At 60.8% G+C, this 20,807-nt stretch carries 17 protein-coding genes; 10 read left to right on the forward strand and 7 right to left on the reverse strand.

Annotated features, from left to right (window positions below):
* Positions 1-12 precede the first annotated feature (12 nt).
* The 5 genes from parE to PSH79_RS02530 all read left to right on the forward strand — a co-directional run bounded on the left by parE (position 13) and on the right by PSH79_RS02530 (position 6,599).
* A complete protein-coding gene (gene parE / locus PSH79_RS02510) occupies positions 13-1,920 on the forward strand; it encodes a DNA topoisomerase IV subunit B (RefSeq protein WP_103304642.1) in 1,908 nt (635 codons plus the stop codon).
* Positions 1,920-2,909, forward strand: a complete 990-nt coding sequence (locus PSH79_RS02515; protein WP_305441091.1) for an esterase-like activity of phytase family protein — start codon at positions 1,920-1,922, stop codon at positions 2,907-2,909. Before parE ends, PSH79_RS02515 begins: the two co-directional genes overlap by 1 nt.
* Complete coding sequence (locus PSH79_RS02520) at positions 2,906-3,430, forward strand: TIGR02281 family clan AA aspartic protease (protein ID WP_103304644.1); 525 nt, start codon at positions 2,906-2,908, stop codon at positions 3,428-3,430. The genes PSH79_RS02515 and PSH79_RS02520 overlap by 4 nt, the downstream gene beginning before the upstream one ends.
* 7 nt (positions 3,431-3,437) lie before the next feature.
* The gene (gene parC / locus PSH79_RS02525) at positions 3,438-5,702 is read left to right on the forward strand and encodes a DNA topoisomerase IV subunit A (RefSeq protein WP_305441092.1); all 2,265 of its coding nucleotides are present in this window, start codon (positions 3,438-3,440) and stop codon (positions 5,700-5,702) included.
* 186 nt (positions 5,703-5,888) lie between these two features.
* Positions 5,889-6,599: a membrane integrity-associated transporter subunit PqiC gene (locus tag PSH79_RS02530; protein WP_305441093.1), complete on the forward strand. Its 711-nt coding sequence runs from the start codon at positions 5,889-5,891 to the stop codon at positions 6,597-6,599.
* 344 nt (positions 6,600-6,943) lie between these two features.
* Here PSH79_RS02530 and PSH79_RS02535 read toward each other — a convergent pair whose 3' ends face one another.
* Positions 6,944-8,449 carry an AhpA/YtjB family protein gene (locus PSH79_RS02535; RefSeq protein ID WP_305441094.1) on the reverse strand — a complete coding sequence of 502 codons (1,506 nt, stop codon included), beginning with the start codon at positions 8,447-8,449 and terminating at the stop codon, positions 6,944-6,946.
* Positions 8,450-8,583: 134 nt separating this feature from the next.
* Between PSH79_RS02535 and serB the strand changes: the two genes are divergently transcribed.
* The gene (gene serB, locus PSH79_RS02540; protein ID WP_305441095.1) at positions 8,584-9,798 is read left to right on the forward strand and encodes a phosphoserine phosphatase SerB; all 1,215 of its coding nucleotides are present in this window, start codon (positions 8,584-8,586) and stop codon (positions 9,796-9,798) included.
* Between the two features lie 119 nt (positions 9,799-9,917).
* On the opposite strand, the gene PSH79_RS02545 is transcribed toward serB, so the two are convergent.
* From PSH79_RS02545 to PSH79_RS02560, 4 genes are all read right to left on the reverse strand, one after another.
* Complete coding sequence (locus PSH79_RS02545) at positions 9,918-11,672, reverse strand: molecular chaperone (protein ID WP_305441096.1); 1,755 nt, start codon at positions 11,670-11,672, stop codon at positions 9,918-9,920.
* 137 nt (positions 11,673-11,809) lie between these two features.
* Entirely contained in the window at positions 11,810-12,670 is an 861-nt protein-coding gene (gene asd / locus PSH79_RS02550) for an archaetidylserine decarboxylase (protein WP_305441097.1), read from the reverse strand.
* Positions 12,671-12,688: 18 nt separating this feature from the next.
* Positions 12,689-13,504, reverse strand: a complete 816-nt coding sequence (gene rhdA, locus PSH79_RS02555) for a thiosulfate sulfurtransferase (protein ID WP_305441098.1) — start codon at positions 13,502-13,504, stop codon at positions 12,689-12,691.
* Between the two features lie 42 nt (positions 13,505-13,546).
* Positions 13,547-15,085: an HDOD domain-containing protein gene (locus PSH79_RS02560; RefSeq protein ID WP_305441099.1), complete on the reverse strand. Its 1,539-nt coding sequence runs from the start codon at positions 15,083-15,085 to the stop codon at positions 13,547-13,549.
* Positions 15,086-15,251: 166 nt separating this feature from the next.
* Here PSH79_RS02560 and motA point away from each other — a divergent pair, with 166 nt between their 5' ends.
* Both motA and motB read left to right on the forward strand, forming a co-directional pair.
* On the forward strand, positions 15,252-16,103 hold the full coding sequence (gene motA, locus PSH79_RS02565) for a flagellar motor stator protein MotA (protein WP_007915795.1): 852 nt from the start codon (positions 15,252-15,254) through the stop codon (positions 16,101-16,103).
* A gap of 3 nt (positions 16,104-16,106) precedes the next feature.
* Positions 16,107-17,183: a flagellar motor protein MotB gene (gene motB, locus PSH79_RS02570; RefSeq protein ID WP_305441101.1), complete on the forward strand. Its 1,077-nt coding sequence runs from the start codon at positions 16,107-16,109 to the stop codon at positions 17,181-17,183.
* A 110-nt stretch (positions 17,184-17,293) separates the two neighbouring features.
* Here the strand turns inward: motB and rsgA are convergent, their stop codons facing one another.
* Positions 17,294-18,325, reverse strand: coding sequence for a small ribosomal subunit biogenesis GTPase RsgA (rsgA, locus tag PSH79_RS02575; protein WP_187677885.1), 1,032 nt, complete (start codon positions 18,323-18,325; stop codon positions 17,294-17,296).
* Between the two features lie 107 nt (positions 18,326-18,432).
* Here rsgA and orn point away from each other — a divergent pair, with 107 nt between their 5' ends.
* Positions 18,433-18,975, forward strand: a complete 543-nt coding sequence (gene orn / locus PSH79_RS02580; RefSeq protein ID WP_123530761.1) for an oligoribonuclease — start codon at positions 18,433-18,435, stop codon at positions 18,973-18,975.
* A 147-nt stretch (positions 18,976-19,122) separates the two neighbouring features.
* Positions 19,123-19,734, forward strand: a complete 612-nt coding sequence (locus tag PSH79_RS02585; protein WP_095120635.1) for a trimeric intracellular cation channel family protein — start codon at positions 19,123-19,125, stop codon at positions 19,732-19,734.
* Here the strand turns inward: PSH79_RS02585 and queG are convergent.
* Positions 19,716-20,795 (reverse strand): tRNA epoxyqueuosine(34) reductase QueG, encoded by a 1,080-nt coding sequence (queG, locus tag PSH79_RS02590; protein ID WP_305441102.1) that lies wholly within the window; start codon positions 20,793-20,795, stop codon positions 19,716-19,718. The two genes, PSH79_RS02585 and queG, sit on opposite strands and share 19 nt — an antisense overlap.
* Positions 20,796-20,807: the final 12 nt, after the last annotated feature.

Consider the following 20,807-nt stretch of genomic DNA (forward strand, 5'->3'; position numbering starts at 1 on the left):
CGACGAGACCCTATGGCCACTCCCAGCGCTAGCTCTTATAACGCCGACGCCATCGAAGTCCTCTCGGGCCTCGACCCGGTGCGCAAACGCCCCGGCATGTACACCGACACCAGTCGGCCGAACCACCTCGCCCAGGAAGTCATCGACAACAGTGTCGACGAAGCCCTGGCCGGCCACGCCAAATCGGTGCAGGTCATCCTGCACGCCGACCATTCGCTGGAAGTCAGCGACGACGGCCGTGGCATGCCGGTCGACATCCACCCGGAAGAGGGCGTGTCGGGCGTCGAGCTGATCCTCACCAAGCTCCATGCGGGCGGCAAGTTTTCCAACAAGAACTACCAGTTCTCCGGCGGTCTGCACGGGGTGGGTATTTCCGTGGTCAACGCCTTGTCGACCGAAGTCCGCGTGCGGGTAAAGCGCGACGGCAACGAATACCAGATGACCTTCAACGACGGCTTCAAGGCCTCTGAACTGGAAATCGTCGGTACTGTCGGCAAGCGCAACACCGGCACCAGCGTGTATTTTGCGCCGGATCCGAAGTATTTCGATTCACCAAAATTCTCCATCAGCCGTCTCAAGCACGTGCTCAAAGCCAAGGCTGTGCTGTGCCCGGGGCTGCTGGTCAGTTTCGAAGACAAAGGCACTGGCGAGAAGGTCGAGTGGCATTACGAAGACGGCCTGCGTTCCTATCTCGTCGACGCGGTCAGCGAATTCGAGCGTCTGCCGAACGAGCCGTTCTGCGGTGCTTTCGCCGGCAATAAAGAAGCGGTCGACTGGGCGCTGCTGTGGCTGCCGGAAGGTGGCGACGCGGTGCAGGAAAGCTACGTCAACCTGATCCCGACGGCGCAGGGCGGTACTCACGTCAACGGTCTGCGTCAGGGCTTGCTCGACGCCATGCGCGAGTTCTGCGAATTCCGCAGCCTGCTGCCGCGCGGTGTGAAGCTGGCGCCGGAAGACGTCTGGGAACGCATCGCCTTCGTCTTGTCGATGAAAATGCAGGAACCGCAATTCTCCGGCCAGACCAAGGAGCGTCTGTCATCTCGCGAAGCGGCGGCGTTCGTTTCCGGCGTGGTCAAGGACGCGTTCAGCCTGTGGCTCAACGCCAACCCGGAAACCGGTCTGGCGCTGGCGGAACTGGCGATCAACAATGCCGGCCGTCGTCTCAAGGCAAGCAAGAAAGTCGAGCGCAAGCGCGTCACCCAGGGGCCGGCTCTGCCGGGCAAACTGGCTGACTGCGCCGGGCAGGACCCGATGCGCTCCGAACTGTTTCTGGTCGAAGGTGATTCCGCCGGCGGTTCCGCCAAGCAAGCGCGGGACAAAGAGTTCCAGGCGATCCTGCCGTTGCGCGGCAAGATCCTCAATACCTGGGAAGTCGACGGCAGCGAAGTGCTCGCCAGCCAGGAAGTTCACAACATTGCCGTGGCTATCGGTGTCGATCCGGGCGCGGCAGACATGAGCCAGCTGCGCTACGGCAAGATCTGCATCCTCGCCGACGCCGACTCCGACGGTCTGCACATTGCCACGCTGCTCTGCGCCTTGTTCGTCCAGCATTTCCGTCCGCTGGTGGATGCCGGCCATGTGTACGTCGCGATGCCGCCGCTGTACCGCATCGACCTTGGCAAAGAGATCTACTACGCCCTCGACGAAGCCGAACGGGACGGGATTCTCGACCGTCTGGTGGCCGAGAAGAAACGCGGCAAACCACAGGTCACCCGATTCAAAGGTCTGGGTGAAATGAACCCGCCGCAGCTGCGTGAAACCACCATGGACCCGAACACCCGGCGTCTGGTGCAACTGACGCTGGGCGAGGACTTCGCCGAAACCTCGGAAATGATGGACATGCTGCTGGCGAAGAAACGCGCCGGTGACCGCAAGACCTGGCTCGAATCCAAAGGCAACCTCGCCGAGGTGCTGGCCTGATGCGGTTTGGCTGGGCCTTGGCGGGTGTGTTACTGCTGAGTTCGATGACCGTATTGGCAGAGCCTGCGCCGGAGCTGCGGGTGCTGTCAGAGCATCCGGTCGACGGCATGCGCGGCGGCAACCTCTCGGGGCTGGCCTTGTGCGGCACCGAACTGTGGACGGTGTCGGATCGCGATGACGATCAGATCTACCGGCTCAACACTGCTGATCAGGTCTGGCAGGCCGAGGCCGTGCATATCGAAGTCCCGAAAGTGCCCGACAGCGGCTTGCCGTGGGGCCTGAGTTCGCGCACTTGGGCCGCCTCTTTTATTCGTGGTGGCGATCTCGATTTCGAAGGGATCAGCTGCGACAGCGTCGGCAATCGCTACATCGTCAGCGAAGGTCATGCGGCGGTACTGCAGGTGCCCATCCTCGGCCCGGCCAACTGGCTGAGGATCTCGCCGATGATGGTTCGCGAAGCGCGGGCCAGCGGCATGCTTCTGCATTTCAATGCGATATTCGAAGGCCTGGCGATCAACCCCGCGGGCGATCAGATGTGGCTGGCCGCCGAACGGCAAAGCCGTGGCTTGCTGCTGATCAAGCGCCAGCAGACAGTATGGGATTGCGACGGTCGCTGCGTGCTGCTCAGTGAGGGCGGCAAGGAGATGCAGCCATCGCAGTTCCCCAGGGCCAAAGCAGTCAATCGGGATTTTTCCGACATTGCGTTGTTCAACGGCAAACTGTTTACCCTGGAACGTAACGCTTTCCAGATTTGTCGCCGTGATGCGCAGACAGCCAAGGTCGAGCGTTGCTGGTCGTATGCCGCCGAACTGTTGCAGGCAAACCGCCGTTACGCGCAGAACTACGGGCTGGAAGAGGCGCTGATCATTGATGCTCAAGGTGCATGGATCGGCGTCGACAATAATTTCGGTCCGCGTGCCGACGGTGAGGCCCGACCGATCGTCTGGCGCTTCGCTGCCCCTGACGGTGGCTGGAGCGCCAAGCCGTGAGCCAGCAACCACCGGGCAAACGCGCCGGTCGGGTGCTGATGATTCTTGCCTGGTGCGCAGCGCTGTTCCTGGCCACACGGTTTTTCGGCCAGTGGGAACAACGCCAGCAGAATCCGAACGTCGTCGTGAGTTCGGAGCAGGGTGAAGGCTTTATTGAAGTGAAGCTGGCAAGCAATGCCCAAGGGCATTTTGTCGCCAGCGGCCAGATCAACGGTGAGCCGGTGGAGTTCATGCTCGACACCGGCGCGACCGATGTGGCGATTCCGGCGGATCTGGCCAAACGCTTGAAACTGGAAGAAGGTTTCGGTGTGACCCTGAGCACGGCCAATGGCCTGAGCCAGGGCTATCGGACAAAAATTGCCCGCCTGCAACTGGGCGACATCGTGCTGCGGGATGTTCGCGCACTGGTGGCGCCGGGGCTGCATGGCGATCAGGTGCTGCTCGGTATGAGCGCCCTGAACAAACTTGAATTTACTCAGCGCGGTGGCACCATGCTGCTGCGCCAGACAACGAACCGATGAGGCCTGCATGAGCAACCCCCTTGATCTCAGCCTGGACGGTGTAGAACGCCGATCGTTGGCCGACTTCACCGAAAGTGCCTACCTCAACTACTCCATGTACGTGATCATGGACCGTGCTCTGCCGCATATCGGCGACGGCCTGAAACCGGTACAGCGGCGTATCGTCTACGCCATGAGCGAGCTGGGGCTGGACGCGGATTCCAAGCACAAGAAATCGGCGCGTACCGTCGGTGACGTGCTTGGTAAGTTCCACCCGCACGGCGATTCGGCGTGCTACGAAGCGATGGTGCTGATGGCCCAGCCGTTCAGCTATCGCTACACGCTGGTCGATGGCCAGGGTAACTGGGGTGCGCCGGATGATCCCAAGTCCTTCGCGGCCATGCGTTACACCGAAGCACGCCTGTCGCGTTATTCCGAAGTGCTGCTCAGCGAACTGGGCCAGGGCACTGCCGACTGGGGCCCGAACTTCGATGGCACCCTGCAGGAGCCGCTGGTGTTGCCGGCGCGTCTGCCGAACATCCTGCTCAACGGCACCACCGGTATCGCCGTGGGCATGGCCACCGACGTACCGCCGCACAACCTGCGCGAAGTCGCGACTGCGTGCGTGCGCCTGCTCGATGAGCCGAAAGCCACGGTCGAGCAGCTCTGTGAACACATTCAGGGCCCGGACTATCCGACCGAAGCGGAAATCATCACGCCGCGCGCCGACCTGCTGAAAATGTATGAAACCGGCAAGGGCTCGGTGCGCATGCGCGCCGTGTACCACGTCGAGGACGGCGACATCATCGTCACCGCGCTGCCGCACCAGGTTTCCGGTGCCAAAGTGCTGGAGCAGATCGCCGCACTGATGCAGGCCAAACCGTCGAAAGCCCCGCAGATCGCCGACCTGCGTGACGAATCCGACCATGAGAACCCATGCCGCATCGTGATCATCCCGGTCAACAGCCGCGTTGATCACGAAGCGCTGATGCAACACCTGTTCGCCAGTACCGAGCTGGAGTCGACCTACCGGGTCAACGTCAACATCATCGGTCTGGACGGCAAGCCACAGCTGAAGAACCTGCGCGCCTTGCTGGTCGAGTGGCTGGAGTTCCGCGTGCTGACCGTGCGTCGCCGCCTGCAATTCCGCCTCGACAAGGTCGAGCGTCGCCTGCACCTGTTGGACGGTTTGTTGATCGCCTACCTCAACCTGGATGAAGTGATTCACATCATCCGCACCGAGGAACACCCGAAAGCCAAGCTGATCGAGCGTTTCGCCCTCAGCGAGATCCAGGCCGACTACATTCTCGACACCCGTTTGCGTCAATTGGCGCGACTGGAAGAAATGAAGCTGCGCGACGAGCAGGACGAACTGCTCAAGGAACAAGCCAAGCTGCAAGCCCTGCTCGGCAGCGAAACCAAGTTGAAGAAACTGGTGCGCACCGAGCTGATCAAGGACGCCGAAACCTATGGCGACGACCGTCGCTCGCCAATCGTCGAGCGCGCCGAAGCCAAAGCGTTGACCGAGCACGATCTGCTGCCTAACGAGAAAGTGACAGTCGTGCTGTCGGAAAAAGGCTGGATCCGTTCGGCCAAGGGCCACGACATCGACGCCACGGGCCTGTCGTACAAGGCCGGCGACGGCTTCAAGACCTCGGCGGCGGGGCGCTCCAACCAGTTTGCGGTGTTTATCGATTCCACTGGTCGCAGCTATTCGGTCGCCGCGCACACCTTGCCTTCGGCGCGTGGCCAGGGCGAGCCGTTGACCGGCCGTCTGACGCCGCCACCGGGCGCCTCGTTTGAATGCGTGCTGATGCCGGAAGATGACGCGCTGTATGTGATCGCATCTGACGCCGGTTACGGTTTCGTGGTGAAAGGTGAAGACCTGCAAGCCAAGAACAAGGCCGGTAAAGCCCTGTTGAGCCTGCCAAACAACGCCAAAGTGATCGCGCCACGTCCGGTGGCCGATCGTGAGCAGAACTGGCTGGCCTCGGTCACGACCGAAGGTCGCCTGCTGATCTTCAAAATCAGCGATCTGCCACAATTAGGTAAGGGCAAAGGCAACAAGATCATCGGTATTTCCGGTGAACGTGTGGCCAGTCGCGAAGAATATGTCACGGACATCGCCGTCCTTCCGGAAGGCGCCACATTGGTGCTGCAGGCCGGAAAACGGACTCTGTCGCTGAAAGCTGACGACCTCGAACACTACAAAGGTGAGCGTGGGCGTCGTGGTAATAAGCTGCCAAGGGGCTTCCAGCGAGTGGATGCGCTGCTCGTCGAAAACCTCAATTAGGCCATAACACGCCCCCTAGAGCGCTCGATCTACGATTTAACGCGTAGATCGACGCTTTGGCGCTGGAGTCGGAACGCATATTCACGGATGATATGGCCTTTCAAGCGCCGGCGTGGCCGAGCGTTCTTCATATTTATTGAGTATTTTCACTGTGGTCAGCCTTGTGGCGGCCACCTGGACGGGATGATGACTGCTCTGCGCCCCCTTATTTTCCTGCTCGCCGGCGTTTTGGGCCTGGCGGGTTGCAGCGTTCACCAGCCGGTGTCGCTGTATCAACTGGACAGCGGAAGTCCGGTTCAGCCTGCGCAAAGCGCCGGCATGGCGGTTTTGTTGGGCCCGGTTGTGTTGGCCGATTACCTGCAACGTGAAACTCTGCTGCAACGTCAACCGGATGGCAGCCTGCAGGCGGCGACCGATGGTCGTTGGGCTGGCAGCCTTTCGTCGGATATCGATCAATTGCTGATGCGTCAGGTTGCCGGCCATCTCGACAGCCAACGCGTGGTGCTGGCACCGGCCACTTCGGGGTTCACCCCGGATGTGCAGGTGTTGCTGACCATTACGCGTCTGGACTCTGGTGTGAAGCAGCCGGCGATTCTCGATGCGCAATGGCGATTGATCGACCGCCGCGGCAAAGTACGCGACAACCGCATAATTCATCTGCAGGAACAGCATGCCGGCAGCACGGCGTCGCAGGTTCAGGCGCAGGGGATTTTGCTGCAGCGTCTGTCCGAGCAGTTGTCGGTGGCGCTTAAACCGTTGGCCAATCAACCACCGGTCGCGGAAGCACCGCGTAAAGCGGCACCAAAACCGGCCGCGCCGGCGGCGGAAGCCGAGAAACAGCCGAAGATTCCGATGGCTTCACCGATTCGGACGGATATGGAAGTGTTCCGCTTCTAAGCTGGATCGAGTCAGAACAGAGCCCGCCTTGTGCGGGCTCTGTTGTGTCTGGGGTTTGGTGGGGAAGATCAAAAGCCCCTCACTCTCCCGAAACGTCGGACCGCCCATAGGGAGAGGGGACTGACCGAGGTGTCTGACACGTCGACCTCAAAGAGCTTGGCGATTATGGATTCAAATCCAGACGTGCAGGTCGGTGTAGGTCGGCAATATCCCCCGATCAGTCCTCTCTCCTTCAGGTCGGTCCGACGTTCCGGGAGGGCCAGGGTGAGGGGCTTTTCAGTCACCCACAAAAAAGCCCGCAGACAATCACTCGTCTGCGGGCTTCTGTGTTTCAGGCCTAAAGCTTACGCCCGACGCTCATGCATCCGCGCCAGTTGCCGCTCCAGCATCGATGGGTAAGGCTCCATCAACCGCTCCACGCAGCAAGCCCCCTCAGGGCTAGCGATCGGCCGGATACGCGCGCGCTGACGGATCAGCGTGTCGTCACTGATCTTGCGCTCCACCAGCAGCAGATTGCGGCTGTGCTGCGACAAGGCCAATGCATCCTGGGCCGAATCGGTCAGCAGCAAGTCAATCTGGCTCAGACCGAACAACTCGTCGCCCAGGGTCAGGCCCAGCTGCAATTGCAGGGTGATGCCGCTGTCTGCGACTTCGATCTGCAACTGATGGCCCAGCGCCCGCAACAACTCGCCGCAGCAAATCGCGTTGGTCAGGTAGTCGTCGCCACTGTCTTCGGTGTGGAACAGCATCAGCGTGCTGCCGTCGTTCAGGGTTTCGATTTCGCCCTGATACAGCGAGGCGGCCTGATCGAGGCAGTCGCGATAGCGCTCCTGCAATTCTTCCAGACGCGCACGTGGCAGACGACGCAGTTGCTCCTGAGAACCCAGTTGAACCGCCAGCACCGCGGTGAGTTGCGGCACGCTCGGGGTGGCTTTGCGAACCTGCGGTTGTGCGGCGCCGTTCAAGGATTCGTCGCGCAGATCGGCGAACGCGTCATCGTCATCATCGTCTTCGACGGTGCTGACCAAGTGGCGTGGTGCAGGCTTCTGCGCGGCCATCGGACGGGTTTCGTCAAAGCTCGGATCACGCAGGTTGCGCACTTCGAACTCGGGTTCGTCTTCCTCGTCTTCGAATTCCGGCTCCGGTTCAGGCGCAGGTTCAGGAGCGTAGTTGGCGTGCAGCTGACGAGCCAGATCGCCGATTTCATCCTGACGTTCAATGCCCGGCGTGTGCTCGTCAATCCGGCGCAGCCATACACGCAATTGCAGCAGCGGCGTCGACAGGTAACGGCCCATTCGCAGGCTCAAGGCGAGCGACAGCGCCAACAGAATCGCGCTCAAAATGCCCATGCTTTGCAGGCTGATGGTCATCGGCTGCTGGAATTGATCCATGTCCAGACTGATGCGCAGTTGCCCGGCGGTCACGTCCTGGAACGTGATCTTGCTCTCGTACATGCCCTCGGCTTCACCCAACAGGCTGTGCTTGGGGCGCTGACCGGATTCGGCGAGGATGCGGTTGTCCACGCTATAGATAGCCGCGTGGGCCACCAGTTTGTTCTTGGTCAGGTTATTGAGCAGCACGTTGAGGCTGAGGATGTCGTTGGACACCAACAGCTCCGTGGCGGACGTGGCAGTCTGCGTGGTCAGGCTTTCGCCCAGCGCGTCGGCCTGCTCGTGCATGGCCTGCTTGAACTGCAAGCCCATCACGCAGGCATAGATCACCAGCGCCAGAGCGACGAGGATCACGTTATGGCTGGCAATGCGCAATGCAATCGGTACACGGCGGTGGCGCAGTGCACGGAAGATCAGCAGGAAGAAGTTATCGGTTTTAACTGGCGTGGGCCGGTTCACTGAGCTCGGCTCTTTTGTCCGTGAAGTTGACGCGCAGTATAGCGACAGGCCCTAGACCGGCAAAGCGCTCGCGGTGCCCGATGGTCACTGAAAGTGGGTAGAATGCGGTTTTTTTCCAGTTGCGGGGGTGCGCGTTGCGCGAAATCGTCCTGATTAACATCACGGGAGTCGACCGTCCGGGTCTGACTGCGGCCATTACCGGCGTTCTGGCACAAGGTGGTGTGAACATTCTCGACATCGGGCAAGCGGTGATCCACGACACCCTGTCGTTCGGCATCCTTGTTGAAATTCCCGATTCCGAGCAAGGCAAAGCCGTGCTCAAGGACATCCTGTTCAAGGGCTACGAGCTCGACCAACAGGTGCGCTTCACCCCGGTCTCCGAAGAGGATTACCAGCAATGGGTGGGCAATCAGGGCAAGAAGCGCCATATCGTCACCCTGCTGACCCGCAAAGTGACCGCCGGGCAATTGCAGGCTGTCAGTTCGATTACTGCCAAATATGGTCTGAACATCGACCATATCGACCGTCTGTCGGGTCGCATGCCGCTGGACACGCCGGCGGACAAGGGCAAGGGCTGCATCGAGTTCTCCGTGCGTGGCGAAGCGGCTGATCCGCAGGCGCTGCGTGCCGAATTCCTCGCCGTTGCCCAAGAACTGAACGTCGACATCGCCTTCCAGGAAGATTCACTGTTCCGGCGCAACCGCCGTCTGGCGGTGTTCGACATGGACTCGACGCTGATCGAAGCCGAAGTCATCGACGAACTGGCGAAGGCTGCTGGTGTTGGCGAGCAAGTGTCGGCGATCACCGAGCGGGCGATGGCCGGCGAACTGGATTTCCGCGCCAGCTTCAAAGAGCGCCTGGCGTTGCTCAAAGGCCTGGACGTCAGCGTGCTGGACTCGATTGGGGCTTCGCTGCGGCTGACCGAGGGCGCTGAAACCCTGTTCGCCGAACTCAAGCGCCTGGGCTACAAGACCGCGATCCTGTCCGGCGGCTTCACCTACTTCGCCAAGCAACTGCAAGCCAAACTGGGTATCGACTACGTGTTCGCCAACGAGCTGGAAGTAGTCGATGGCAAGTGCACTGGCGTGGCGATCGAGCCGATTGTCGATGCGCAGCGCAAGGCGGACCTGTTGAAGGAGTTGGCGCACAAGGAAGGTTTGCGTCTGGAGCAGACCATTGCGGTTGGCGACGGCGCGAATGATTTGCCGATGCTGGCGATTGCCGGGTTGGGTGTGGCGTTCCGCGCCAAGCCATTGGTCAAGCAGTCGGCGAAGCAGGCGATCTCGACTTTGGGTCTGGATGGTGTCCTGTATCTGCTGGGTTTCCGCGATCGCGACGGGCAGCTCTGAGATCTCTATCGCCTGACTTGGCCTCTTCGCGAGCAGGCTCGCTCCCACAGTTGAAATGCATTCCAATGTGGGAGCGAGCCTGCTCGCGAAGGTAGCGCCGCCGATCCATCGGCGGGCACTTAAAGCGACTTCCACAACGAATCAAAATCCTCCTCGCTCCCGCCATTCTGCGCGGTCTCCAGCGAGCGATAGGCAAATTGATTGAAGCTATGCGTACTCGCCACCCGCCGATCCAGTCCGGCGCGGTGCTCGTCTCCATGGGTGTTGATCAGCACTTTACTGCCTTCCTGAAAAGGCAAGCGTGGTGCCAGCAAGGTTGCCGGCAAGTCGATCGCGCTGATCTGCGGCAACAGCAATCCGCGCAGATAGTGGCTGTGTTCGTCCCGCGAGCGCACCAGTTGCAGGCCGCACGGCTGCGCATGCGGTGCCACCAGCTCAATGCCCATCTGGGTGCCACCGCCACGCACCTGACGAATCCAGCGAATCACCGCAATGCTCCAGCCCTGACTTTCGCTGTCCTGAATCCCGAGCATTTCTCCGGCCTGTAATTCGGCGGGCACTTCTTTCGGCCAGCCCAGGCAATAACCGCCGGGGCTGTGATTGATTACCGGCAGCGCGTAAGTGGGGTAGTGCGGTGTGTTGTCGGTGCTGCTTTCGTCTTCGATCAGATGGTCGTACTGGATTTCTTCGTATGGCAGAAACTCATCCGCCTTGCTCTGCGGCGCGGCGTCGAATGCCTGGCTCCAACTGTCTTTTTCGCCCTTGGTGACGACGCTGCTGAAGTTTGCCGCGCGGGCGCCGGGGTGCTTGAGCAGTTCGCTGAAACTGCGTTCGCCGCCGAGGTAAAAGTGCAGGGCGCTCATGCCCACGCACACGGTCAGGCTGCCTTGGCCAACGGTGCGCTGAAAGCTGCGTTCGGCGGCCTGGCCCCAGGTCGCGTGCAAGTGTTGCAGAGTGTCGAAGCTGAGCCCTGCCGGGACAGGCAGCGGCGTCGAAGTGTCTTGACGCTGCAAATGCGCTTCGATGGCAATCACGAGTGGCTGCGGATCGAAACCGAGCAATCCGGCTTTTTGCTCGCTGCGAAACATGTTGCGATAACGCGGGCCGGCGTCGATTTCGGCGCTGATCGCAAACAAGCCATCGTCCGGACTGCCGGGATGCAGTTTGAACAAGGCGCTCCACGGTTCCAGGACTTCCGCTAGCCGAGCGATCTGGTTTTGCCGCAGTTGATTGCAACGCGCGCTGCCCAATAACAGGGTGGCGATGTACGTCTGTTCCAGGCTCAGCTCGGTGGTCAGGCTGGCGAGATCGTCTCGTACCCGACGTTGTTGCAGTTGCAATTCACAGCCGATGCGATACAGCTGATGCAGTTCGAACCACAGGTGTTCCGGCGGTGAACTGTACAACTGCGTGGCGCGCAGCAACTGGCCCTTGAGTGCGTGTGCCGCTCGTTGCAGAGCCTGGCTGACCAGCGCCGCGCGATCCTTGCTGTACTTGGGTGCGATACGCAAAACGATCTGTTTGTAGCCGATGGCCAGATGACTTTGCAGCGCCTGGCACAGGTTGCTGACCTTGCGCGAACGTTCGTCGAGCATGATCGCCTGATGCAGAAAGTGCCGTTCCAGATGCTGGCAGACGAAATACACCTCGGGCCTCATCAGCTCCAGGAGTTGCAGGCGATTATCGCTGGGGGTGAGTAACTGGTTGAGTTCGCCGAGGCCTTGGTACAACTGGCGGGCAGTTTCGCCGATGTTGGCCTTGGGCAGGTCGGCGATCCAGCGCTTGAGGTCGCGCGGGGTGGCTTCGCAGAACGACAGACGCGTTTGCGTGGGAGTGGGAGCGCGTAGCTGCGGGGGGGATATGGTCTGGCTCATGACCAAAAACCATAGCAGTAAAAACCGGGATCTGTGGCTAGCGCGAACTGTAGGAGCTGCCGAAGGCTGCGATCTTTTGATTTTTTAAAATCAAGATCAAAAGATCACAGCCTGCGGCAGCTACAAGGGCATCAACTTCAGGCTTTTGGCAGTGCCAGGCCTTGGCCCATCTGCACTGGTGAACCCGCCACCAGTTCTTCAGCCCATTTAACCTGATCCGGGCCGAACAGCACGATCGCCGTCGAACCGAGCTTGAAGCGACCCAATTCAGCACCTTTTTCCAGATGGATCGGCGCACGGGCAGCTTCGTCGTAGCGGAAGGTTTTCAGCTCGCGCTTGGGCGGCGTGACCAGACCGGCCCACACGGTTTCGATCGAAGCGACGATCATTGCGCCGACCAGCACGACAGCCATCGGCCCGCGCTCGGTTTCGAAGATGCATGCCACACGCTCGTTGCGGGCGAACAGCTCCGGGACGTTTTCGGCAGTGGTCTGGTTGACTGAGAAGATCCGGCCCGGGATGTAGACCATTTCACGCAGGGTGCCGGCCAATGGCATGTGTACGCGGTGGTAGTCCTTCGGCGACAGGTAAATAGTCGCGAAGTCGCCGCCCATGAACGGCGCAGCGTTTGCCGCGTCGCCACCCAACAGTTCCAGCACGCTGAAGCTGTGGCCCTTGGCCTGGAACACGCGACCGTGTTCGATCGGGCCAAGCTGGCTGACTGCACCGTCGGCCGGGCTGAGGATCGCGCCTGGTGTTTCGTCCAGTGGACGTGCGCCATCTTTCAGGGCGCGGGTGAAGAAGGCGTTGAAGTGCTCGTAAGCGGTCAGGTCTTCAACCAGAGCTTGCGACATGTCGACTTGATAGCGCTTGGCGAACCACTGGGTGAAGGCATTCTTGAACCAGCGCACGCGGCACTCGGCGATGCAGCCGGCCAAGCGCGACAGCAAGTGGTGAGGCAGCAGGTACTGGCTGAGGATAAACAGACGCTCTTTCATGGGTTGTCCTTAAAAACCTTAAATCTCGACGGGCGTGTCAGGGTGGTTGCCCCATTCGCCCCAGGAACCGGCGTAGCCCTTGACCCGCGGATAACCGAGGGATTTGGCCACCAGATAAGTGAAGCCCGACCGGTGATGGGTCTGGCAGTGGGTAATGATTTCTTTGTCCTTGGTGATCCCCAGGTCTTCGAGGATCTGCGGCATGTCCGTGCGGATGCGCAGGTTGCGCGCCTTGTCCATGCCCGCGGTCCATTCGAAATTGACCGCGCCGGGAATATGGCCGCCCTTGGCCGCCAGCACTTTCTCGCCGGAATATTCCAGCGGCCCGCGCGCATCCCAGATCGCCAGATCGGCGGCGCCGAGACGGCTTTGCAGGTATTCGCGCGTAGCGGTCGGTTCATCATGCAGGGTCAGCGATACCGGGCCACCAACAGCCCGTGGCACCTGGATCGACATCGGCATGCCATCCGCCAGCCACGCCGCAAGACCGCCGTCGACATAGTGGTACTTGTCATGACCGATCACGTCGAGCAACCAGATGAACCGCCCGGCCCAGCCGCCGCCCTCGTCGTCATAGACAACGTAGACCGCATCCTGGCGATGGCCGAGTTCACCGAACAACGCTTCCAGGTCGGCCTTCGCCGGCAGCAGTCCCGGTGCCGGCGGTTGGCCGAGCTGGGTGCGTTTGGGGTCGACAAACCGCGCGCCGGGCAGGTGGCCCTCGGTATAGCGGGCGGGGCTGGTCAGGTCTACCAGGATCAGTTCGCTGGACTCGAGCCGAGGGAGCAAGTCGCTCGGTTCGATAACGAGCGGCAAGCCAGAGAAGTCAGACATGTGAGGTCTCCAGAGCACAAAGTGGGGGATTGTAGCGCAGCCTCATCGGCCGCGGCTGCTAAAGCTGTGCAGGGCTTTTTCGATGCATTGCGCGGTTTTGCCGAAGGCTTGCACGGTAATGTCGGCGAATGGCCCGCCGCCCTGATCAGCCACAACGATCATGATCACCCGGCCATTGTTGACCAGTGAGCGCAGGAACAGATGCTCGCCACGGAACAGCGTGCGCAGGCTCGGCGGCAGCAGCGCGGAGAATTGCGTGTTGTTCTCCGGGTTGATCCGCACCTGAGCTTGTTGTGCGAGCAGCCGTTGCAGAACTTTGCTCTGGCTGACGACAAAGTTCAGCGCAGAGGCTTCTTTGGGCAGGCCGAAAATTTGATGCACGCGCAGATTGGATTGCGTGCGATCGGCCATCAGGATCATCACCCGGCGCATGCCACTGGCCACCAGCGCCTCGCGGGCGGCGACGGTCAGGCTCATGGCATTGGTGAAACGGCTCGGCTCGGCCAGCAATTCGGCGCACTGCCGGCGCCATTGAGTCAGATCTTCGGCATTGGGTGCGGCAGCAGGCAACATCCCGGCCGGCAGGCGAAGGGTGCCCCACGGCCACAACAACGAAACCGCCGGGTGCCATAAATCAGGCATCGCATGCTGGCGCGCACTGTTGACGGCTTGTTGGTGCAACTGTTGCTGCACTTCATCCATCGAAATCTGCAGATAAAGGCTTGTCAGGTACTGCCAGCGCTCACTGTGCGGGCTGTTCCACGCTTGTTGCGCCGACAGCGCCAGCCCGTTGGCCAGCAGCACGGTGTTGGCCGGCTGATTTAGCCAACGGCGCAGGGTCGGGTCATCGTCCAGGCGGTTTTGCTGACGCAACGGATGTTCGCTGTCGCGGGCGATGCGCAGCACTTTGACCAATTCGCGTTGCTCGCTGAGCAGCAACTTATAGCCCTGCTGCACCCAGATTGGCAGATGCCAGACTTGCACCAGTGCCTCGGCGATTTTCAGCAGGCGTACGCCAAACAATTGCTTCTCGACGGTGCGCGCTGACTCGCCCTTGTGGATAACCCGCAGTTCCCACTCTTCAAGCAGTTGCGGATAGGTCAGTGCCAGCGGCCACAGCGGCGACAGAAACAGCAGGCTGCCCCAATGAATGTCCTGCCACAGCCGCGCCAGGCGACTGGCAAAAAAACCGTTGGCCTGTTGCGTGGCGTGCTGGCTGATCATTTGCAGTTGGCGCAGGGCCTTGGGGATCTGCATCTGTGGTTGAGCAGGCAGGCGCGCCAGCAGCTCTTCGGTGCGGGCCAGGCCCAGTCGGTTGATTGCAACTTCAAGATTTTCGGCCGGTGTGGCCATGGTGCCGTGGGTGTGACGATTCGCCTCACGGATGATGCTCAAGGCCAGCGCCGGGCTGTCCTGCATCAGGTCGGCGATGTCGCGCAGCGAGCTACGGTTGTCACGGATCGCCCGGCAAACCTTGTCGTGAGCCTCTTGCGGCACGGGCAGGCGGACGCTGTCGAGCAGCTTGACCCAGCCGTCGAGGGTGGTCGGTTTTGCGTGTGGGACGTTCGTTTCATTAGCCATGTCTGGACGAGATCTTCACTGACTGTAGACGCGCCCGGCATGGGCTAAATTGGCTTTTCGCCTGAACTGGCTATAGTCTGGCGCAGTTTTGCCGATAAGTAGAAGAAGAGATTTTTTAACTTCCGAATATGACCTTGAACCCGACTTAAATAAGTACTTTCTACCTATGGCTAAAATTATCGGCATCATCGTCGTATTCGCGAGCGTGCTCGGCGGATACGTGCTCTCCCACGGCAAGATTGCCGCCCTGATCCAGCCCTTCGAGGTGTTGATCATCGGGGGCGCGGCACTGGGTGCCTTCCTCCAGGCCAACCCCGGCTACATGACGATGCACGTGCTCAAGAAATCCCTGAGCATGTTCAGTTCGCGTTTCAGCCACACGTTCTATCTGGAAGTGTTGGGCCTGATCTACGAGATCCTCAACAAGAGCCGCCGCGAAGGCATGATGGCCATCGAAGGCGACATCGAAGATGCCGCCGCGAGCCCGATCTTCGCCAAGTATCCGGCGGTACTTAAAGACGAACGCATGACTGCGTTCATCTGCGATTACCTGCGCATCATGTCCTCCGGCAACATGGCTCCGCACGAGCTGGAAGGCCTGTTCGACATGGAGCTTTACAGCCTTAAAGAAGACCTCGAGCACCCCTCCCACGCGGTGAACGGCATTGCCGACGCCATGCCGGGTTTCGGTATCGTCGCGGCGGTACTGGGTATCGTGGTGACCATGGCGTCCTTGGGCGAAGGCGATCAAAAGTCCATCGGTCTGCACGTCGGTGCGGCACTGGTCGGTACCTTCTTCGGTATTCTCGCGGCCTACGGTTTCTTCGGCCCGTTGGCGCACTCGTTGGCTCACGATGCCAAGGAAGAGCTGAACGTCTACGAAGCCATCAAAGCCTCGCTCGTGGCTTCAGCTTCCGGCATGCCGCCATCGCTGGCGGTGGAGTTCGGGCGCAAGGTGCTGTACCCGGCTCACCGTCCAAGCTTTGCCGAGCTGGAACAAGCCGTTCGCGGTCGCTAAGAAATGGAAAATAATCAGCCGATTATCATCAAGCGCGTCAAGCGCATAGCCGGCGGGCATCACGGCGGGGCGTGGAAGATCGCCTTCGCCGACTTCGCCACGGCGATGATGGCGTTCTTCCTGGTGTTGTGGCTGCTGTCCACCGCAACGCCTGAGCAGAAGATCGCCATCGCCGGCTATTTCAAAGACCCGGTCGGCTTCTCCGAAAGCGGCACGCCGTACATCATCGATCTGGGCGGCACGCCGACCCTGGCACCGGAAAACACTCTCAACCCTGAAGTGAAATCCCAGCCGCAACCGGACAAAGTCACGGTCGATGCCGAGCAAGTCGAAGGCATGGCCGAGATGGTCGAGAAGGAACGCCTGGAACTGCTCCTGCAAGAACTGCAGAACAAGGTCGACGAGAACCCGCAACTGCAGAAATTCAAGGATCAGATCCTCTTCGAGATTACGCCGAACGGCTTGCGCATCCAGATCATGGACGCCGAGAACCGGCCGATGTTCGACTCCGGTTCCGCACGCCTGAAGCCGTACTTCGAAGACATCCTGCTGGCCATGGCCGACACCATCAAAGCGGTGCCGAACAAGATCAGCATCAGCGGCCACACCGATGCCAAGCCGTACATCGGCACGGGCGATTTCGGTAACTGGGAGCTGTCGGCCAACCGTGCCAACGCTGCCCGTCGTGCCTTGGTTGCCGGTAGCTATCCGGACGCGCAAGTGGCGCGGGTGGTGGGTTACGCCTCGTCGGCATTGTTCGACAAGGAAAACCCGTTCAATCCGGTCAACCGCCGTATCGATATTGTGGTGCTGACCAAAAAGGCCCAGGCCGCCATCGAAGGTGCGCAAGGTGCCGATCCGGCGAAACCGGCAGAGCAAGGACCGAACGGTGCCGCTCCAGCGACGCCAGTCGATCCGAACGCGCTGCCGGCGGATCAACAACCAGTGCCTGCGCACGAGTTGCGCGAGCGCCTGAACCTGTTCGACGACGCGGCGCCCAAACCGGCCGCGCCGGGAAGTGCGCCGCCAGCGCCGACAGCTCCACCGGCCACTGCGCCGAGCCCCGCGCCGAAGCAGTGATCCACAAAAAAGCCGCGAGATGATCGCGGCTTTTTTGTGGGTGTCAGATCCTTTCCCTTCACCCTAACCCTCTCCCTTTGGGAGAGGGTTAGGGTGAGGGCAATCGCTGTTTAATAGCCGTTTTCCGGCAGACTGGCGATGATCGAGCGATAGCTGTTCATTCGCTGCTGCTGCACGCGGCCATCTTCCAGGGCCTTGAGCAGTGCGCAACCGGGTTCGCGATCATGCTTGCAGTCGCGGAAGCGGCAGGTGCCGAGCAAGTCGTTGAACTCGATGAAGCCGGCTTCGACGTCGGCGCGGCTGACGTGGCCGAGGCCGAATTCGCGGATGCCCGGGGAGTCGATCAGTTCACCGCCGCCGGGGAAGTGGAACAGGCGTGCGGTGGTCGTGGTGTGCGTGCCCTGACCGGACAGCTCGGACAACGGCCCGACGCGGGTTTCCACTTCCGGCAGCAAGCTGTTGACCAGCGACGACTTGCCGACACCGGACTGGCCGACGAACACGCTGATGCGCCCGTCGAGTTGCTGTTGCAGTTGTTCCATGCCATTGCCGTGGTGCGCCGAGACCTCCAGCACCGGATAACCCAGCGTGCGGTAAACGGCCAGCAGGGCGTTGAGTGCCGGGGCGTTCTGCTCATCAATCAGGTCGAACTTGTTCAGCAGCAACAGCGGACGGATACCGGCATGTTCGGCGGCTACAAGGTAGCGGTCGATCAGGTTGGCATGCGGCTCGGGCAGCGGGGCGAAGACGATGACGATCATGTCGACGTTGGCGGCCACTGGCTTGAGCTGGCCTCGGCTGTCCGGGCGGCAGAGCTCGGTGGTGCGCGGCAATTGCGCGACGATCACACCGATGCCCTGGTTGCCGGCACGCCAGACCACCTGATCACCGGTCACCAGCGCTGGCAGGTTAGCGCGCAAGTGACAGCGGAACACTTGGCCAGCGAGTTCGCCGTCCTTGGCCTCGACCTCGACCTGTACACCGAAGTGGGCGATCACCAGGCCGTGTTGCTCTGGGCCGAGGTCGCCGCCCTCCAGGGCTTCGACAGCCGAGGACTCGCGTTTGGCGGCGCGTGCGGCGCGCTCGCCCTGAATCTTTTCGATGCGCCAGTTTTGACGACGATTGAGTTGGCGTTTGGCCATGGGTGTTCCGTCTGAAGAATGCAGCGATTAGGTAAAACGGCCGCGAGTTTAGCACGCCCGGGCACCGGCCTAGGCTAAACTGCGCAGCATTGCCTAGGAGCCGAAATATGCAAAACCCACAGAATCTGATCTGGATCGACCTGGAAATGACCGGTCTTGATCCGGATAACGACGTCATCATCGAAATGGCCACCATCGTTACCGACAGTGACCTCAACACCCTGGCCGAAGGCCCGGTGATCGCCATCCATCACAGCGACGAAGTGCTCGCTCGCATGGACGAGTGGAACACCCGCACCCACGGTAACTCCGGCCTGACCCAGCGTGTACGCGACAGCCGCGTCAGCATGGCTGAAGCCGAAGCTGAAACCATCGCTTTCCTGGAAAAATGGGTGCCGAAGGGCAAGTCGCCGATCTGCGGCAACAGCATCTGTCAGGATCGACGCTTCCTCTATACCCACATGAAGGCGCTGGAAAGCTACTTCCACTATCGCAATCTCGATGTGTCGACGCTTAAAGAACTGGCCGCACGCTGGGCACCGGACGTGCGCGACAGCTTCAAGAAGGGCAGCACACATCTGGCGCTGGACGACATTCGCGAATCGATCGCCGAGCTGCAGCACTACCGCAAGCACTTCATCAAGTTCTGATGTGATCCCTGTAGGAGCTGCCGAAGCTGCGATCGTTTGATCTTGTTTTAAAATCAAATTCAAAAGATCGCAGCCTTCGGCAGCTCCTACATTGGATCGCGTGACCGAAATGGCTAGACTGCGCGCCTTCCTGCCAGGATCGCCACCATGCTGCTGATGCTTTATCTCATCGCCATTACCGCTGAAGCCATGACCGGCGCGCTGTCTGCGGGCCGTCGCGGCATGGACTGGTTTGGCGTGGTGCTGATCGCCTGCGTCACGGCATTGGGCGGCGGTTCGGTGCGTGATGTGTTGCTCGGGCATTACCCGCTGACCTGGGTCAAGCACCCGGAATACCTGGTGCTGACTTCGGTTGCCGCGATGTTCACGGTGTTCACCGCGCGCTGGATGCGTCACCTGCGCTCGCTGTTTCTGGTGCTCGACGCCGTCGGCTTGGTGGCCTTTACCCTGATCGGCTGCATGACCGCGCTGGAAATGGGTCACGGCATGTTGGTCGCCTCGGTCAGTGGCGTGATCACCGGCGTGTTCGGCGGCATCCTGCGGGATATCTTTTGCAACGACATCCCGCTGATCTTTCGCCGTGAACTCTACGCCAGCGTCTCGTTCGCGGCCGCGTGGTGTTACATGCTTTGCCTATATTTGAATGTGCCGAGTGAGCAGGCGATCTTGATCACACTGTTTGGCGGCTTTCTATTGCGCCTGCTGGCGATCCGGTTTCATTGGGAAATGCCCAAGTTCGTCTATAACGACGCGCCTTGACGCTCGGCATGTTGTTTCAGCGCCCACTCGACGTGTTCTTGCACCAACTCTGACGGATAGTCACGGCGCGCTTTCAAGGCCTCAAGTACCGGAATGCTCGACGGCGCATTTCCCAGCCCTACCGCCAGATTGCGCAACCAGCGCTCATAACCGGCGCGGCGCAGCGGGGAGCCTTCGGTGCTGCTGAGAAACTTGTCCTCGTCCCACAGGAACAGCTCGGCCAGTTCGGCGTTGTCCAGATTGTGCCGTGGCTTGAAGTCGCTTTCCCCGGTCGGCCGGGCGAAGCGATTCCACGGGCAGACGATCTGGCAGTCATCACAGCCGAACACCCGATTGCCGATCAGCGGGCGCAGCTCTTCAGGGATCGCAGTTTTCAGCTCGATGGTCAGGTAGGAAATGCAGCGTCGGGCATCCAGCACATAAGGGCCGACGAAGGCGTTGGTCGGGCAGATGTCCAGGCACGCCGTGCAGCGGCCGCAATGTTCGGTGCTGTGCGGCTCGTCCACCGGCAGCGGCAGATCGACAAACAGTTCACTGAGGAAAAAATAGCTGCCGGCCTTGCGGTTCAATACCAGCGTATTTTTGCCGATCCAGCCCAGTCCGGCCTGTTCGGCAATGGCTTTTTCCAGCACCGGGGCGCTGTCGACGAAGGCGCGAAAACCGAACGGGCCGATCTCGGCTTGAATCCTGTCTGCCAATTGTTGAACGCGTTTACGGATCAATTTGTGGTAATCGCGGCCCAAGGCATAACGCGACACATAAGCTTTTTCCGGTTCGGCCAGACGTTTGGCCATTTCAGTGTCGCCCGGCAGATAGTCCATGCGCAGGGACACCACGCGCAAGGTGCCCGGCACCAGTTCCTCGGGGTGCGAGCGTTTGCTGCCATGGGCGCCCATGTAGTCCATCTCGCCGTGGTAGCCGGCGGCGAGCCAGCGCTCCAGATGCTGCTCATGCTCGGCCAGATCGAGGCCGCTGATGCCGACTTGCTGAAAGCCCAGCTCGCGGCCCCAATCCTTGATCGATTGGGCGAGGGCTGGGAGGTCTGTGGTGATGGCGGACATGAGGCGAGAGAA

The sequence above is a fragment of the Pseudomonas sp. FP2196 genome (assembly GCF_030687715.1).
Classification (GTDB): Bacteria; Pseudomonadota; Gammaproteobacteria; order Pseudomonadales; family Pseudomonadaceae; genus Aquipseudomonas.

What these genes read in the sequence shown, in the direction of transcription:
- parE (WP_103304642.1), top strand. Translation starts at nt 13, where the DNA reads ATGGCCACTCCCAGCGCTAGCTCTTATAACGCCGACGCCATCGAAGTC.
- PSH79_RS02515 (WP_305441091.1), top strand. Translation starts at nt 1,920, where the DNA reads ATGCGGTTTGGCTGGGCCTTGGCGGGTGTGTTACTGCTGAGTTCGATG.
- parC (WP_305441092.1), top strand. Translation starts at nt 3,438, where the DNA reads ATGAGCAACCCCCTTGATCTCAGCCTGGACGGTGTAGAACGCCGATCG.
- PSH79_RS02530 (WP_305441093.1), top strand. Translation starts at nt 5,889, where the DNA reads ATGACTGCTCTGCGCCCCCTTATTTTCCTGCTCGCCGGCGTTTTGGGC.
- PSH79_RS02545 (WP_305441096.1), bottom strand. Translation starts at nt 11,672, where the DNA reads ATGAGCCAGACCATATCCCCCCCGCAGCTACGCGCTCCCACTCCCACG.
- asd (WP_305441097.1), bottom strand. Translation starts at nt 12,670, where the DNA reads ATGAAAGAGCGTCTGTTTATCCTCAGCCAGTACCTGCTGCCTCACCAC.
- rhdA (WP_305441098.1), bottom strand. Translation starts at nt 13,504, where the DNA reads ATGTCTGACTTCTCTGGCTTGCCGCTCGTTATCGAACCGAGCGACTTG.
- PSH79_RS02560 (WP_305441099.1), bottom strand. Translation starts at nt 15,085, where the DNA reads ATGGCTAATGAAACGAACGTCCCACACGCAAAACCGACCACCCTCGAC.
- motA (WP_007915795.1), top strand. Translation starts at nt 15,252, where the DNA reads ATGGCTAAAATTATCGGCATCATCGTCGTATTCGCGAGCGTGCTCGGC.
- motB (WP_305441101.1), top strand. Translation starts at nt 16,107, where the DNA reads ATGGAAAATAATCAGCCGATTATCATCAAGCGCGTCAAGCGCATAGCC.
- rsgA (WP_187677885.1), bottom strand. Translation starts at nt 18,325, where the DNA reads ATGGCCAAACGCCAACTCAATCGTCGTCAAAACTGGCGCATCGAAAAG.
- orn (WP_123530761.1), top strand. Translation starts at nt 18,433, where the DNA reads ATGCAAAACCCACAGAATCTGATCTGGATCGACCTGGAAATGACCGGT.
- PSH79_RS02585 (WP_095120635.1), top strand. Translation starts at nt 19,123, where the DNA reads ATGCTGCTGATGCTTTATCTCATCGCCATTACCGCTGAAGCCATGACC.
- queG (WP_305441102.1), bottom strand. Translation starts at nt 20,795, where the DNA reads ATGTCCGCCATCACCACAGACCTCCCAGCCCTCGCCCAATCGATCAAG.